Below are 13948 nucleotides of genomic sequence, written 5' to 3'. Positions count from 1 at the left end.
GTCGACGTCCACCCGGCTCATTCCCACTCCATCTGGCTGAATACCGCCTGCGCGTTGCGTTTGGCGAGCGTGTCGAAGTCCGCGAGATATTCGAATTGCGACTGGTCCACGTCGACCGAGCCGATGATGTCGCCGCCGTCATCGATATAATCGGCCATCCGGCTGCGCAGATTGGTCAGGTAATCATAGGTGTCGCGAGTCGCCGTCGCGAGATCGGTGGCGGGGCCGTGGCCGGGAACGACATGGGTGGGCTCATAGGCGGCCATCGCCTCGAAGGCTTCGACCCAGCCTTTCGAGGACGACATGTCGAGCACGCCGAGGATGCGGCCCACGAAGACGATATCGCCGGTGAACATCACTTTTTCCGCAGGCAGCCAGACGAAGCTGTCGCCAGGAGTGTGGGCCGGGCCGGGATGGGTAATCTCGATCTCGCGCCCGCCGAGGGTGAGCGTGTAGCGTTCGTCGAAGGTGGTGTCCGCGTAGACCGGCTCCGTGCCGGCGAGCGCGTCCTTGCCGACCAGCGCGTCGAGCATCGTCAGTTCCAGCGAGGCGCGGGCCTTCTGGTCGGCGAGCGCATCCGCCGAGGTGATGATCTCGGCGCCATGCTCTTTCCAGTAACCATTGCCGAGCCAGCGGTGATCCTGCCCACCGGTGTCGATCACGAATTTCACCGGCTGATCGGTCAGCGTGCCGATCACCTCGTCGAGCGCCGCCGCCCCTTGTAGGTGCCGCCCGCATCCACCAGCACCGCGCCCTCATCCGTGACGATCAGCCCGAAGGTCGCGTTATTGCCGAGGTTCTCGGCATCGCGCTGCCCGAAGGGGCCCTCGATCGCATAGGTGTTCGGTGCGACTTCGACGGCGGTAAGCGTCCCGGCAAAGAGCGGCACAGGCAGAATGGCCAGAGCGGCCAGAGCAAAACGAAACATGGTGAAACCTCCCCTTTGACGGGAAGCTTAACGCGGCGACATCAGCCCACAATCGGGCATGGTGACGCGCCGACAAGTTTGGTGCGTTTCGTGGAGGAGGAGGGGGGTGAGAGGCTGGACAGCGACCCAAGCGGGGCTCGTTGCGGCTGCTTCCTTCCGGACCTGACCGGGTTGGCGAGGCGCTCGCCCGCGCCAACCTCTCGAGGGGCGATATAGGAAACTCGGATCAGATTCGCAAGCGTTGTGCGGCAAGACTTCGCGGGGAGAGGGGGCGCTGCCCCCTCGACGCGTCCGCGCCTCACCCCCGGGATATTTCGGCCAAGCCGAAAAGGGGAGGGGACGTGCGGCTCCGGCCTATTCGGGCTGGAAGCCGTGGATCAACTGGCGCAGGCCGATCAACCCGCCGATCACGATGGAGGCCAGCGTGACGGGCGCGGAGAAGGCGAGCACGGCCATCGCGCTTACCCCCTGGCCGATGGAGCAGCCGACGGCGATCGTGCCGCCGATGCCCATCAGGGCGGCGCCGCTGACCTGACGGCCCAGTTCGCGCGGATCTTCGCAGGCTTCCCATTTGAAGAGGCCGCGAATGGCCGAGCCGAGGAAGGCCCCGCCGAGAACGCCCGCGACGAGCCCGACGGAGAAGGTGAGCCCTCCCGCGGTGGAGGTCATGAAATACAGGATCGTGCGCCCAAGCGGGGCGGTGAAGGAGGGGGCCTCGACGCCGGTCGCGCCCATGCTCTCTCTGAAGAGGTAGGAGGTGCCGACGAAGCACCAGACCACGGCAAGTCCCGCAGCCACGCCCCAGGCGAGCCGGCGTTTGTCTGCGCGCAGCGGCTGATAGCTCAGCGCCCATGCGAGGAAGCCTGCGGCGACGGGCAGGGCGAAGGTCAGCGGCGGCAGCCCGGTCCGCGCCGAGAGCCAATGCGCGATGCCTTGAGGGGAGGTGGCGGCCTGCTGGTCGAAGATCAGCAGGCGCAGATGCGCGAGGGGGCCGGACAGCGTCACGAAGGCGAAAATCCCCATCACGACGACGATCACCATCGCGCGCAGGTCGCCGCCGCCGAAACGCACCAGCGCCCCGAAGCCGCAATTTCCGGCGAGCGCCATGCCGTAGCCGAAGACCAGCCCGCCCACGATCGAGGCCAAGGGCGACCACTTGATCGTTTGATAGAAGCTGTGGGTGATGTCGGCATAACCCAGAGCCTCGGCTAGGAAGGCGCCGGAGATCGCGACACCCAGCACCACGCCCCAAAGGCGCAGACGCCTCTGGTCATCGCCATAGGCGGCGCTTTCCAGTGCGCCGAGGGTGCAGAAATCGCCCAGGCGCGCGGCGAGGCCGAGAATCATACCGCCGAGCGCCCCGACCAGGGCCGCCATGGCGCCCATCGGAATCTGTTCCATTGCCCTTCTCCCCCCGGATCACTCAGCGTCCGGTCTCATGGCTCACCGCGTTCCGTCGGTGGCGCAGAACATATCGTAAATCGTTTCGACAAGGCGGCGCGCGCGCGGGTCCGAGAGCGTGTAGTAGATCGCCTTGCCTTCGCGGCGCGCGCTGACGAGTCCCTCGAGACGCAGCCGCGCCAATTGCTGGCTGACCGCGGCCTGGCGCGATTCCAGCAGGTTTTCCAGCTCGGTCACCGATTTCTCGCCCGAACTGAGATGGCACAAGATCATCAGCCGTCCCTCATGGGCGAGCGCCTTCATGAGGTTGGAGGCGTCTTGTGCGCGATCGAGTAGCTCTTCTGCATCCATGCGGGCACATCTCGACTCGGCCGTGGCAGAGGCAAGCTTTTCGGCATGACCGTCAGGCACCAGATGCCGCACCGCATCGTCCTTCCTTGGAGCCGCGCGCAGCGCGACCGTATTAATCGAATGTTTCAGGCTTTAGCATGACGATTCGCCGGAACAAAGCCCGAGAGAACAAAAACCCGCACGGGGCGGGCCAAAAGCACGCACATCAAACCTCAGTTTGAGGGGGGCTGATAGTCCGCGCCATTCTTTTTCAGGGCCTGATCCAGCAGCCCCCAGAAGAAGTCCTCGCTCGCATAGCCTTCGATGCGGGCGACTTCGACCCCGTCCTGCAGCAGGATGAAGGTCGGTGTGAAGAGCGGTTTGCCCCCGGTGATCGTGATGTCGTCAGGGAAGGGCTTGTGCAGATCGACCCGCTGCAGGGGCGCGGTCTTGCCCTCGGGGGTCTTGGGGTAGATCGGCGCGAGGTCGTTGTTCCACATGCGGCAATAGACGCAGCCGACCTGCTCGACCATCAGGAGGCGAAACTCGCTCTCGGCCTTGGCTTCTTCGGTCGCGGAGCCGACATCGGTCGTCGTCTCGGCGGATTGCGACGTGGCGTCGGCCCCCGCGGCGTCGGCCCATGAGGCGTGGCCCGTCGCGCTCAGCGAAATCGCCAGCGCCGCAGCCATGGAAATCGTATGCCAAACAATGCGGAACATTGACGGACCCCTTTTTACATATAAAGATCGTAATGTGTTTGACGGGCCCCTTCAAGGACGGTTGGGAGACCGAGGCCATATAGGCTAGGGCGCGTCACGAGGGAGGAAACAGTGCCGATCGATATTACCTATGGCGGGGCGTTTTTTGCCGGCCTGCTGTCTTTTCTGACGCCGTGCATCTTGCCGATGGTGCCGTTCTACCTGTCCTACATGGCCGGGCTGTCGATGTCGGAGCTGCGCGGTGACGGCAAGATCGCCCCCGGTGCGCAGGCGCGGATGGTCGCCTCTTCGGTCGCTTTCGCGTTGGGCGTGACCACGATCTTCGTGCTGATGGGGATGGGAGCCACTGCGCTCGGGGCCGCGTTCCGCGAATGGATGGGACCGCTGAGCTGGGTGGCAGCCGCGATCCTTCTCGTCTTCGGTCTGCATTTCCTCGGCGTGATCCGGATCCCATTCCTCTATCGCGAGGCCCGGATGGAGGCGAAGACCGATCCGACGACCTTCCTTGGCGCTTACGTGATGGGGCTCGCCTTCGGCTTCGGCTGGACGCCCTGTGTGGGCCCAGCGCTCGCCGCCATCCTTATGGTGGCGTCGGGGATGGGGGATATATCGAAGGGCGGGCTGCTGCTTTTTGCCTACGGGATCGGGATGACCTTGCCCTTCATCATCGCGGCCTTCTTCACGCGGCCCTTCCTCGCGCTCATGGCAAAGCACCGCGCCAAGCTCGGCTATGTCGAGAAGGCGATGGGGGTTATGCTGATCCTGTTCGCGGTTCTCATCGTGACCGGGGGGCTGCGCTACATTGGTGAGTTTCTGATCGACGTCATGCCGAGCGGGAGTCTTGGCTGAGGATCTGTTTCAAGGGAGGACGATTATGCGTCATTTTCTGACTGCCGCTTTCACCGCGGCGATGCTGGCCCTGCCGGGTCACGCCGCCGAGATGGGCGATGACGGGTTGCACAAGGAGCCGTGGTTCCACGACACGTTCAAGGACATGTCGGACGATCTCGCGACGGCCAATGACGAGGGCAAGCGCTTCATGGTCATCTGGGAGCAGCGCGGCTGCCTCTACTGCAAGAAGATGCACGAGGAGGTCTTCTCCGATCCCGAAATCGCGCAATACATCACCGACAACTACTATGTCGTGCAGATGAACCTGTTCGGCGATGTCGAAGTGACCGATTTCGACGGCGAGGCTCTGCCCGAAAAAGAGATGGCGATGAAGTGGGGCGTGATGTTCACGCCGACCATGATGTTCTTCCCCGAAGAGGCCTCCGATCAGCCCGCCAACAAGCAGGCCGTTGCACAGATGCCGGGCGCTTTCGGCAAGGGTACGACGATGGCTTTGCTCGAGTGGGTAAAGACTCACGGCTACGAGAGTGGCGTGAATTTTCAGAAGTACGTTGCCGACAAAGTTATGGCGAAGTGATCGCGAGTTTCGCGAATCTGACAGAGTCGTGATCTCGTGCTCGCGGGCGCAGCATTCGTGCTGCGCCCGCGAATGTTTCTGATTTCGCTTAAGAAATCTTGGGTATGCTGCGGTATACGCCGATATGTTCCGGAGAACATATTGGAAAATATGCGGATTTTTGAATTTATCCATTGCGCCGCTGTGATGCGCTCGCTTAAAAGTGAGTCAGGGAGAGAATTTGGGAGGACTTCTATGAAACGCCACGTTGCGTGGGCCGCAATGGCCGCCACCTTCGCAGCCAGCGCCGCGATCGCAGAAACCGCGCCGATGGATGTCAAATTCACCGATGTGGGCGCGGTGACCGAGTCGCTGACCGGTCAGCCGGGCGATCCCGCAAAGGGCGCAGAAGTCGCGGCGACCAAGTCGCTGGGCAACTGCGTGGCCTGCCATAAGGTCTCGGCGCTCGACGCGTCGTTCCAAGGTAATGTCGGCCCGGAGCTGAACGGCGCGGGCGACCGTTGGGACGAGTCGCAGCTGCGCGGCATCGTCGTCGACGCCAAGCACACCTTCGAAGGCACGGTAATGCCGGCGATGTACAAAACCGGTCCCTTCATTCGCCCCGGCGACGGGTACACCGGCAAGGCTGCGCCTGCCGATCTGCCGCCGATCTTGAATGCACAACAGGTTGAGGATGTGGTCGCTTTCTTGATGACCCTCAAGGACGAGTGACCCTCTGAACGACAAACCCGAGAGGAGAAGATACAACATGACCATGACCAGACGTGACGCGCTGGCGCTGGCGATGGGCGGCGTTGCCGCTTCCATGCTGCCGCTGCCCGCGCTGGCCGATGCCGGTGCTGACGCCATCGCCAAGTTCACCGGCGGCGCAGATGCCGCAATGGGTGACGGCGTCACCCTGACCGCGCCGGAAATCGCCGAGAACGGGAATACCGTTCCGATCTCCGTCGATGCGCCCGGCGCAACCGAGATCGCGGTCTTCGCGCCCGGCAACCCGACGCCCGACGTCGTGACCTTCAAGTTCGGTCCGCTGGCCGGCTCGCAGATGGCCTCGACCCGGATTCGCCTCTCGAAGACCCAGGACGTCATCGCTGTCGCCAAGATGGCCGACGGCAGCTACGTCCAGGCGAAATCGACCGTGAAGGTCACCATCGGCGGCTGCGGCGGCTAATTTTTTCGGTATCTGAGGAGACAAGACCATGAAAGGCGTGAGACCCCGCGTAAAAGTGCCGAAAAAAGCTTCGGCCGGTGACACGATCACCATCAAGACCCTGATCTCGCACCCGATGGAATCGGGTCAGCGCAAGGACAAGGACGGCAACGTCATCCCGCGCGAGATCATCAATCGCTTCACCTGCGACTTCAACGGCGAGAACGTCATCGACGTCACCCTCGAGCCGGCGATCTCGACGAACCCCTACATCGAATTCGAGGCGAAAGTCCCGGAATCGGGTGAGTTCAAGTTCACCTGGTACGATGATGACGGTTCGACCTACGAAGACAGCCAGAAGATCGAAGTGAGCTGATCGGCCGAACGGCCAGCGGCGCGTGAGGGAGCGCGCCGCCTCACCAAGAACAGAGAACCGCGCCTGTTTGGGGAGATCGATGGGCGCGGGGCACACCCAGGGAGGACACAGAATATGACGTTGCGCACCAGCCGCACCATCCTTGCCGCCACTGCAGCCTTCGCGCTCAGCACCGCGGCGCTGCACGCCGAAATGGCGGATGACGAGCTCGTCATCAACGGCGACACCCCGATCACGGTGAAGGCGCCCGCCGCCGATCACCTCAAAGGGCATCTCGACGAGGTCTATTCCGGCTGGCTCTTCCGCACGGACGAGACCCGCGCGATGGAACAGGACGACTTCGACAACCCGATCATGATCTTTGCCGAGCAGGGCCAGGAAGCCTGGTCGACCGCCGACGGCTCCGAGGGCAAATCCTGCGCGGATTGCCACGGCGACATCAGCGAAGGCATGAAGGGCGTGCGCGCCTCGATGCCTAAGGTGAACGAAGCCGGCAAGCTGTGGTCGGTCGAGGATTACATCAACGATTGCCGCACCAACCGCATGGGCGCCGAAGCCTGGGGTTGGGACAGCGCTCCGATGCACAACATGACCACCGCGATCGCGGTCGAGTCGCGTGGCATGCCGGTTGCGGTCAAGATCGACGGCGAGGCCAAGCCTTTCTGGGAGAAAGGCAAGGAGATGTACTACACCCGCTATGGCCAGCTCGAGCTGTCCTGCGCGTCGTGCCACGAAGAGAACTACGGCAACTACATCCGCGCTGACCATCTTAGCCAGGGCCAGATCCAGGGCTTCCCGACCTACCGTCTGAAGAACGCGGGCGTCGTGTCGATCCACAACCGCTTCAAGGGCTGCATCCGCGACACGCGCGCGGAAACCTACAGCCCCGGTTCGGACGAGTTCCGTAATCTCGAACTCTACGTCGCTTCGCGCGGCCTGGGTCTCGACATCGAGGGTGGCGGCGTCCGTCCCTGACCTGTGAATTGATGCGCGGGGCAGGGCCTCCCTGTCCCGCGCGTTTCGTTTCAACATATTCAAAATTTCATATCTGTCTGAATTCGTTTGTCTATTTACCCGAATGAAACGACCGCCGGGCGCACTGGCCCGGTGAGAAGAAGGAGACACATCGCATGATATCCCGGCGGGAATTTCTTCAGGCGAGCTTGGCCGCCTCGACCATCCTCGGTGCTTCGGGCCTGTCGCGCTGGTCGCGCGCCATGGCGCAGCAGTCGATTACCCAAGACCAGCTCCTGCAGTTCGAGCCGCTGGGCAATGTCACGCTGATCCACATCACCGACATCCACGCGCAAGCGATGCCGATCTATTTCCGCGAGCCGGAAATCAACCTCGGCGTGGGTGGGGCGAAGGGACGTCCGCCGCACGTCACCGGCGCGGATTTCCTCAAGATGTTCAACATCGAGCCGAACACGCCCGATGCCTACGCGCTGACCTACGAGAACTTCACCGATCTCGCCAAGAGCTACGGCAAGATGGGTGGCATGGACCGCGTGGCGACCGTCGTGAAGGCGATCAAGGCCGAACGCCCCGACGCGCTGATCCTCGATGGCGGCGACACCTGGCACGGTTCGATGGTCGCGCTGAAGACCAAGGGCCAGAACATGGTCGACATCATGAACAAGCTCGGCGTCGAGGCGATGACCTCGCACTGGGAATGGACCTATGGCCAGGACCGGGTGAACGAGATCGTCGACGGCCTTCCCTTCCCCTTCCTCGGTGCGAATATCTTCGACGCCGAATGGGACGAGCCCGCTTACGAACCCTACAAGATCTTCGAGCGCAACGGCACGCAGATCGCGGTCATCGGTCAGGCCTTCCCCTACATGCCGATCGCGAACCCCGGCTGGATGTTCCCCGACTACTCCTTCGGCATCCGCGAAGAGCGTATGCAGGCGATGGTCGACGAGGTTCGTGCGAAGGGCGTCGATCTGGTCGTCTGCCTGTCGCATAACGGCTTCGACGTGGACCACAAGATGGCGAGCCGCGTGAAGGGCATCGACGTGATCCTCACCGGTCACACCCACGACGCCGTTCCGGAGCCGATCCTCGTAGGCGAGACGATCCTGATCGCCTCGGGTTCGAACGGCAAATTCGTCTCCCGCGTCGATCTCGACGTGCGCGACGGCAAGATGATGGGCTTCCGCCACAAGCTGATCCCGATCTTCTCCGACGTGATCGAGCCCGACAAGGAGATGACCGACGTCATCATGGGCCATCGCGAGCCCTACAAGGCCGAACTCGAGGAAGTCGTGGGCGAGACCAACTCGCTGCTCTATCGCCGCGGCAACTTCAACGGCACCTGGGACGACCTGATCTGCGAGGCGATGCTCGAAGAGCGTGACGCCGAGATCGCGATGAGCCCGGGCGTGCGCTGGGGACCGTCGCTGATCCCCGGTCAGAAAATCACCATGGAAGACGTGCTCAACGCCACTTCGATGACCTATGGCGAGAACTATCGCTCCGAAATGTCGGGCGAGATGATCAAGACCATCCTCGAGGACGTGGCCGACAACATCTTCAACTCCGACCCCTACTACCAGCAGGGTGGGGACATGGTTCGAGTGGGTGGCATGGGTTACCACATCGACGTTTCGAAGCCGATCGGCGAGCGGATTTCCAACATGACGCTGCTGAAGGACGGCTCCGATATCGACCCGGCACGCAACTATGTCGTGACGGGCTGGGCCTCGGTCAACGAAGGTACCGAAGGGCCGCAGATCTGGGACGTGATCGCCGATCACCTGCGCAAGATCAAAACCGTTGACTTGAAACCGAATGACTCGGTGGTCGTGACCGGCATCTGAGCCGGTCCCGCCCGTCGATGATTACGCCCCGCAGGGGGTTAGAGACTGGAGGAAAACACATGGACGACAAGGAACGCCAGGGCAACCCGGCCACCAATGCCGCCCTCAGCCGCCGCGGATTCCTCCGCGCAGGGGCTGCGGTCGGTGCGATGGCCGCAGGGGCTGGTGCCGCGCGCGCAGAACAGCAACCCGATCCGTTGATCACCGAAGTTCAGCCTTGGGCTTCGGGCTGGGGCGACGGCGTCGATGCCACCCCCTACGGCCTGCCGATCGAATTCGAAGATGACGTCATCCGCCGCAATGTCGGCTGGCTGACCGCGGACGTGATCTCGTCGATCAACTTTACGCCGATCCACGCCCTCGACGGCACGATCACTCCCACCGGCTGCGCCTTCGAGCGTCACCATTCGGGCGCGATCGAACTGAAGAAGGAAGACTACCGTCTGATGATCAACGGCCTCGTCGACAAGCCGCTGGTCTTCACCTACGAGGATCTGGAGCGTTTCCCGCGTGTGAACCGCACCTACTTCCTCGAATGCGCCGCGAACTCGGGCATGGAATGGGCCGGTGCCCAGCTCAACGGCGCGCAGTTCACCCAGGGCATGATCCACAACATGCAATATTCGGGCATCCCGCTGCGGACGCTGCTCGAAGAAGCGGGGATCACCAATCTCGGCGACCAGATCAAGGACAAGTGGGTCTATGCCGAAGGCGCCGACGCGTCCTCGAACGGCCGCTCGATCCCGCTGGAGAAAGCGCTCGACGACTGTCTCGTAGCCATCAAGGCGAATGGCGAGGCGCTGCGCAAGGAGCACGGTTATCCGGTGCGCCTCGTGGTACCGGGTTTCGAAGGCAACATGTGGGTGAAGTGGCTGCGTCGTCTCGAAGTCACCGACGAGGCCGTGCAGTCGCGCGAAGAAACCTCGAAATACACCGACACGCTCGCCGACGGCACGTCGCGCAAGTGGACCTGGGTCATGGACGCCAAATCGGTCGTCACCTCGCCCAGCCCGCAGATGCCGATCAAGCACGGCAAGGGCCCGCTGGTCATCACCGGCATGGCCTGGTCGGGTCGCGGTCACATCACCAAGGTCGACGTTTCGCTCGACGGCGGCGCGAACTGGCAAGAGGCCCGTCTGGCCGAGCCGGGCGCCGACAAGGCGGTCTCGCGCTTCTATCTCGAGATCGACTGGGACGGTTCGGAAATGCTCCTGCAGTCCCGCGCTACCGATTCCACCGGCTACGTTCAGCCGACCAAGGACGCGCTGCGCGCGATCCGCGGGGAGAATTCGGTCTATCACAACAACGGTATCCAGACCTGGTGGGTCAAGGAAAACGGGGAGTCCGAGAATGTCGAAGTGTCGTCGTAATCTGCTGCTGGCCACGCTTCTGGCCGCTCCGCTCGTCGCGACGCCCGCCCTGGCCGAGAAATTCGGTCTGGGACGCGAAGCGCTGCCCGAGGAAATCAACGCCTGGACCGTCGAGGTCTTCCCCGATGGCAAGAACCTTCCCGAAGGCTCGGGTTCGGTCGCCGACGGTGAAAAGATCTTCGCCGACAACTGCGCGGTCTGCCATGGCGACTTCGCCGAGGGCGTCGACAACTGGCCGAAACTGGCCGGGGGCGAAGGGACGCTGGCCAACAAGGACCCGGTGAAAACCGTCGGTTCCTACTGGCCCTACCTGTCCACCGTCTGGGACTATGCGCACCGCTCGATGCCGTTCGGCAACGCGCAAACGCTGACCGTCGACGAGACCTATGCCATCGTCGCCTACATTCTCTACTCGAACTACCTCGTGGAAGACGATTTCGTCCTCACGAAGGATAACTTCCTCGACGTGGAGATGCCGAACGCGGACGGGTTCATCGTGGATAACCGCGACGAGGTCGAAGTGCCGAAGTTTTCGGAAGCCGCTTGCATGAGCGACTGTAAGACCGACGTGCACATCACCAAGAAAGCCACCGTGCTCGACGTGACGCCCAACCAAGGCGGCGGCGAAGATACGGCGGCTGCGGACGATAGCGCTCCGGCCGACGTCGTCGTCGCAGGCGACGCTACCCAGAGCGACGCGGCCGAGGCGATGGCGCAGGACGCTCCGGCGGCGGCGCAGGTGGAGAAAACCACCTCCGAGCCGAAGGAGACGCTCTCTGCCGATCCGGCGCTGGTCGAGGCTGGCGAGAAGGTCTTCAAGAAGTGCAAGGCCTGCCACCAAGTCGGCGAAGATGCGAAGAACCGCGTCGGCCCGGTGCTCAACAACCTGATCGGTCGTCAGGCCGGGACGGCTGATGGGTTCAAATACTCGAGCGCGATGAAGCAGCACGGTGAAGACGGTCTGATCTGGACCGAACAGACGGTCGAGGAATATCTCGCCGACCCGAAGGGCTACATTCCGAAGAACCGGATGTCCTTCGCCGGCCTGAAGGACCCCGAAGACGTCAAGGCGGTGCTCGCCTATATCGAAAGCCAAGGTGGCTAAGACCCTCCCCGGGCGGGGGCCTCGGCTCCCGCTCACTTAAACCGACAGGGCCCTTCCGCCTGATCGTGTTTCGACGCCCGCGCTCCCCGCGGGCGTCTTTTCGTTTCTGCGCCACCGCGAGGACTGCCTTCGCCTGGCGCACTTGCACCCCGGCGCCCCCCGGGCATAGTTGGGCAAAAGCGAAGGGAGAGGGCATGGATCTGGATGCACGCGCACGCGAGCTGTTCGATATCGGAGTGAAGGCGGCCGATCCAGCGGCGGGTGTGTCCCGCGCGATGGGATGGGCGATGGAGACCCCGCCGGGGCCGGGCGGGCGCTGGCAGGTGATCGCGCTCGGCAAGGCGGCGCTGGCGATGAGTGCTGCGGCGCTGGAGGCTTTGCCCGAAGATGCGCAAGCGCTCGTCGTGACCAATCCCGAGAATGCCGAAGCGGCCGCGCCTCGTGCGGGTGTCACGCTGATCGCGGGCGATCACCCTGTGCCGGGGGAGGGCAGTGAACGGGCAGGGCGCGCGATCCTGCAGTGCCTGCAAGCCTGTGGCCCGGAGGATCGCGTTCTTGCGCTGATTTCCGGTGGCGGCTCCGCGCTCGCGGTCGCACCCGCAGAGGGGCTGAGCCTGTCGGACAAAGCCGAGGTCAGCCGACTTCTCCTCGGTTGCGGGGCCGATATCACGCAGATGAACCTGATCCGCCAGCAGCTGTCGCAGCTCAAGGGCGGCGGCTGGCTGTTCGCTTGCGCGGCCCCCGTGACGGGGCTGATCCTTTCAGATGTGCCGGGCGATGATCTGCGCGTCATCGCCTCGGGGCCCACTGTCGAGCCGATCGGCACGCGGGCCGAGGCAGCGCAGCTGTGCCGTGATCTCGGGATCTGGGACGCTTTGCCCGCGCCTGTGCGGGCGCATCTGGAAGCCTCCGGCGCGGAGCCAGCTCTGCCTGCGGCGCGCAACCGTCTGATCGGGGCGAACGGGCTGTCGGTCGCGGCGATGGTGTCGGCCGGAGCCGAGGCCGCGCCCTTCGCGCTCGACGGGGACGTGGCCGACCTTGCGCCGCAGATCGTGGCCCTTCTGCGCGATATGCCCTCAGGGGCGCTCGTCATGGGGGGCGAGACCACCGTGACGATCAAGGGCGACGGGCTGGGCGGTCGCAATCAGGAACTGGCGCTGCGGGTGGCTTGTGTGGCGGAGGCGGCGGGTCTCGAGGGTGATTGGCGCTTCCTGTCGGGCGGTACCGATGGCCGCGATGGGCCGACGGATGCGGCGGGCGGTCTGGTGGGGCCGGGGACCTGCGCGGCGGCGCGGGCGGCTGGCGTCGATTGCGACGCGGCGCTCGCCCGCAATGACAGCTATCACGTCCTGCAGGCGGCGGATGCACTGCTGATGACGGGAGCGACCGGCACGAATGTGGCCGATCTTGCGGTTCTGGTGAAAGGCTAGCTTAGCCGCGCTCTGCTTCGGCAGAGCGCATCATCGGGCGCAGACGGAGATAGGCTTCGCGGATGACGGCGACGGTGATGATCGCAAGCGCGAAGGTGTCGAAGGCAACCATGGGCGTTTTCCTCGTAACGAAGCCTGGAGGGCCGAGCCTGAACGGCGGCCACCTTGGGACCCTCGACAAAGATTGAGGCGCAAAAAAGGCACGATCACGGCGATTGAGGGCCGGGTCCGCTTAGCGTTCGAGGATCAGCGTGCCCCGCGCGAATTCCACTTTCGCGAAGCGGGTGAGGTAGGTCATCCCCAGCAGTGACGTGTCCATCGATCCGCGATTGACCACGGCGCGCAGGTTGCTGTCGTGGATCGGGCCCAAATCGAAGCGCTCCAGCCGCACCGGCGCAGTCGCGACGATGCCGTTGGCTGTGCGCGCCTGCCCGATATAGGCGAGATCGGCGGTCTTGATGCCTGCGCGCTCGGCGGCGCGCTGGGTCAGGACGATCTGGCTCGCGCCGGTATCGACGACGAAGCGGATCGGCGTGCCGTTGACCTCGGCGGTGAGGTAGTAATGCCCGTCGGGCGCTTGCGGCACTTCGATCCGGCCATCGCGCATCACGGCCTGATCGGGGATCGAGACCTGTCGCTGGATGTCGGTCCAAAGCCCGACCGCGGCGAGCGTGCCCAGAAAGATCAGCCCCCAGATCGCGGTCTGTTGCAGCGTGCGCCCCGGACGGCGACGGATTTCCAGCAGGAAATACCCGCCCACGGCGACGAGCAGGAGGCCCAGATAGACGAGCCGTCCCCAATTCTCGCTGATGATCGTCTCGACCATGATCCTCGTTACCCCTACCAACCTAATTCAGATAGGATCGCCTGCGCGGCTTTCCCAGAGGG

Annotated in this window: 16 protein-coding genes and 1 other RNA gene; 10 read left to right on the top strand and 7 right to left on the bottom strand. The window is 63.8% G+C overall.

The window, feature by feature from the left end; translation table 11 throughout:
- Positions 1-17: 17 nt before the first annotated feature.
- The 6 genes from BMG03_RS14430 to BMG03_RS21050 all read right to left on the bottom strand — a co-directional run bounded on the left by BMG03_RS14430 (position 18) and on the right by BMG03_RS21050 (position 3378).
- On the bottom strand, positions 18-698 hold the full coding sequence (locus BMG03_RS14430; protein ID WP_077701279.1) for an MBL fold metallo-hydrolase: 681 nt from the start codon (positions 696-698) through the stop codon (positions 18-20).
- Positions 695-928, bottom strand: coding sequence for a hypothetical protein (locus BMG03_RS14425; RefSeq protein ID WP_077701278.1), 234 nt, complete (start codon positions 926-928; stop codon positions 695-697). Before BMG03_RS14425 ends, BMG03_RS14430 begins: the two co-directional genes overlap by 4 nt.
- 105 nt (positions 929-1033) lie before the next feature.
- An RNA gene (ffs, locus tag BMG03_RS14420) (signal recognition particle sRNA small type) lies at positions 1034-1130 on the bottom strand.
- 152 nt (positions 1131-1282) lie between these two features.
- Positions 1283-2329 (bottom strand): YeeE/YedE family protein, encoded by a 1047-nt coding sequence (locus BMG03_RS14415; protein WP_075775688.1) that lies wholly within the window; start codon positions 2327-2329, stop codon positions 1283-1285.
- A 42-nt stretch (positions 2330-2371) separates the two neighbouring features.
- Positions 2372-2680 carry an ArsR/SmtB family transcription factor gene (locus BMG03_RS14410; RefSeq protein ID WP_075775687.1) on the bottom strand — a complete coding sequence of 103 codons (309 nt, stop codon included), beginning with the start codon at positions 2678-2680 and terminating at the stop codon, positions 2372-2374.
- A gap of 212 nt (positions 2681-2892) precedes the next feature.
- On the bottom strand, positions 2893-3378 hold the full coding sequence (locus BMG03_RS21050) for a thioredoxin domain-containing protein (RefSeq protein ID WP_233243116.1): 486 nt from the start codon (positions 3376-3378) through the stop codon (positions 2893-2895).
- Between the two features lie 111 nt (positions 3379-3489).
- Between BMG03_RS21050 and BMG03_RS14400 the strand changes: the two genes are divergently transcribed.
- The 10 genes from BMG03_RS14400 to BMG03_RS14355 all read left to right on the top strand — a co-directional run bounded on the left by BMG03_RS14400 (position 3490) and on the right by BMG03_RS14355 (position 13060).
- Positions 3490-4227, top strand: a complete 738-nt coding sequence (locus BMG03_RS14400) for a cytochrome c biogenesis CcdA family protein (RefSeq protein WP_233243118.1) — start codon at positions 3490-3492, stop codon at positions 4225-4227.
- 25 nt (positions 4228-4252) lie between these two features.
- Positions 4253-4807, top strand: coding sequence for a thioredoxin family protein (locus tag BMG03_RS14395; protein WP_075775686.1), 555 nt, complete (start codon positions 4253-4255; stop codon positions 4805-4807).
- A gap of 234 nt (positions 4808-5041) precedes the next feature.
- Complete coding sequence (gene soxX / locus BMG03_RS14390; RefSeq protein ID WP_075775685.1) at positions 5042-5518, top strand: sulfur oxidation c-type cytochrome SoxX; 477 nt, start codon at positions 5042-5044, stop codon at positions 5516-5518.
- Between the two features lie 37 nt (positions 5519-5555).
- A complete protein-coding gene (soxY, locus tag BMG03_RS14385) occupies positions 5556-5978 on the top strand; it encodes a thiosulfate oxidation carrier protein SoxY (protein ID WP_075775684.1) in 423 nt (140 codons plus the stop codon).
- 28 nt (positions 5979-6006) lie between these two features.
- Positions 6007-6333, top strand: a complete 327-nt coding sequence (gene soxZ, locus BMG03_RS14380) for a thiosulfate oxidation carrier complex protein SoxZ (RefSeq protein ID WP_075775683.1) — start codon at positions 6007-6009, stop codon at positions 6331-6333.
- Between the two features lie 114 nt (positions 6334-6447).
- On the top strand, positions 6448-7308 hold the full coding sequence (gene soxA / locus BMG03_RS14375) for a sulfur oxidation c-type cytochrome SoxA (RefSeq protein ID WP_075775682.1): 861 nt from the start codon (positions 6448-6450) through the stop codon (positions 7306-7308).
- 155 nt (positions 7309-7463) lie between these two features.
- Positions 7464-9155, top strand: coding sequence for a thiosulfohydrolase SoxB (soxB, locus tag BMG03_RS14370; protein WP_075775681.1), 1692 nt, complete (start codon positions 7464-7466; stop codon positions 9153-9155).
- A gap of 59 nt (positions 9156-9214) precedes the next feature.
- On the top strand, positions 9215-10525 hold the full coding sequence (soxC, locus tag BMG03_RS14365) for a sulfite dehydrogenase (protein ID WP_075775680.1): 1311 nt from the start codon (positions 9215-9217) through the stop codon (positions 10523-10525).
- A complete protein-coding gene (locus tag BMG03_RS14360; protein WP_075775679.1) occupies positions 10506-11630 on the top strand; it encodes a c-type cytochrome in 1125 nt (374 codons plus the stop codon). The genes soxC and BMG03_RS14360 overlap by 20 nt, the downstream gene beginning before the upstream one ends.
- Before the next feature lie 194 nt (positions 11631-11824).
- Complete coding sequence (locus BMG03_RS14355) at positions 11825-13060, top strand: glycerate kinase type-2 family protein (RefSeq protein WP_075775678.1); 1236 nt, start codon at positions 11825-11827, stop codon at positions 13058-13060.
- Positions 13061-13292: 232 nt separating this feature from the next.
- On the opposite strand, the gene BMG03_RS14350 is transcribed toward BMG03_RS14355, so the two are convergent.
- Positions 13293-13886, bottom strand: coding sequence for a retropepsin-like aspartic protease family protein (locus tag BMG03_RS14350; RefSeq protein ID WP_075775677.1), 594 nt, complete (start codon positions 13884-13886; stop codon positions 13293-13295).
- Between the last annotated feature and the right edge of the window lie 62 nt (positions 13887-13948).

Source organism: Thioclava nitratireducens, from assembly GCF_001940525.2.
In the GTDB taxonomy this organism is placed as follows: Bacteria; Pseudomonadota; Alphaproteobacteria; order Rhodobacterales; family Rhodobacteraceae; genus Thioclava; species Thioclava nitratireducens.
The sequence above is the reverse complement of the archived record's forward strand: the minus strand, read 5'-3'. Positions and strand labels throughout refer to the sequence as shown.

What these genes read in the sequence shown, in the direction of transcription:
- soxX (WP_075775685.1), top strand. Translation starts at nt 5,042, where the DNA reads ATGAAACGCCACGTTGCGTGGGCCGCAATGGCCGCCACCTTCGCAGCC.
- BMG03_RS21050 (WP_233243116.1), bottom strand. Translation starts at nt 3,378, where the DNA reads ATGTTCCGCATTGTTTGGCATACGATTTCCATGGCTGCGGCGCTGGCG.
- BMG03_RS14360 (WP_075775679.1), top strand. Translation starts at nt 10,506, where the DNA reads ATGTCGAAGTGTCGTCGTAATCTGCTGCTGGCCACGCTTCTGGCCGCT.
- BMG03_RS14350 (WP_075775677.1), bottom strand. Translation starts at nt 13,886, where the DNA reads ATGGTCGAGACGATCATCAGCGAGAATTGGGGACGGCTCGTCTATCTG.
- soxC (WP_075775680.1), top strand. Translation starts at nt 9,215, where the DNA reads ATGGACGACAAGGAACGCCAGGGCAACCCGGCCACCAATGCCGCCCTC.
- soxZ (WP_075775683.1), top strand. Translation starts at nt 6,007, where the DNA reads ATGAAAGGCGTGAGACCCCGCGTAAAAGTGCCGAAAAAAGCTTCGGCC.
- BMG03_RS14355 (WP_075775678.1), top strand. Translation starts at nt 11,825, where the DNA reads ATGGATCTGGATGCACGCGCACGCGAGCTGTTCGATATCGGAGTGAAG.
- BMG03_RS14425 (WP_077701278.1), bottom strand. Translation starts at nt 928, where the DNA reads ATGTTTCGTTTTGCTCTGGCCGCTCTGGCCATTCTGCCTGTGCCGCTC.
- soxY (WP_075775684.1), top strand. Translation starts at nt 5,556, where the DNA reads ATGACCATGACCAGACGTGACGCGCTGGCGCTGGCGATGGGCGGCGTT.
- soxA (WP_075775682.1), top strand. Translation starts at nt 6,448, where the DNA reads ATGACGTTGCGCACCAGCCGCACCATCCTTGCCGCCACTGCAGCCTTC.
- BMG03_RS14395 (WP_075775686.1), top strand. Translation starts at nt 4,253, where the DNA reads ATGCGTCATTTTCTGACTGCCGCTTTCACCGCGGCGATGCTGGCCCTG.
- BMG03_RS14410 (WP_075775687.1), bottom strand. Translation starts at nt 2,680, where the DNA reads ATGGATGCAGAAGAGCTACTCGATCGCGCACAAGACGCCTCCAACCTC.
- BMG03_RS14415 (WP_075775688.1), bottom strand. Translation starts at nt 2,329, where the DNA reads ATGGAACAGATTCCGATGGGCGCCATGGCGGCCCTGGTCGGGGCGCTC.
- soxB (WP_075775681.1), top strand. Translation starts at nt 7,464, where the DNA reads ATGATATCCCGGCGGGAATTTCTTCAGGCGAGCTTGGCCGCCTCGACC.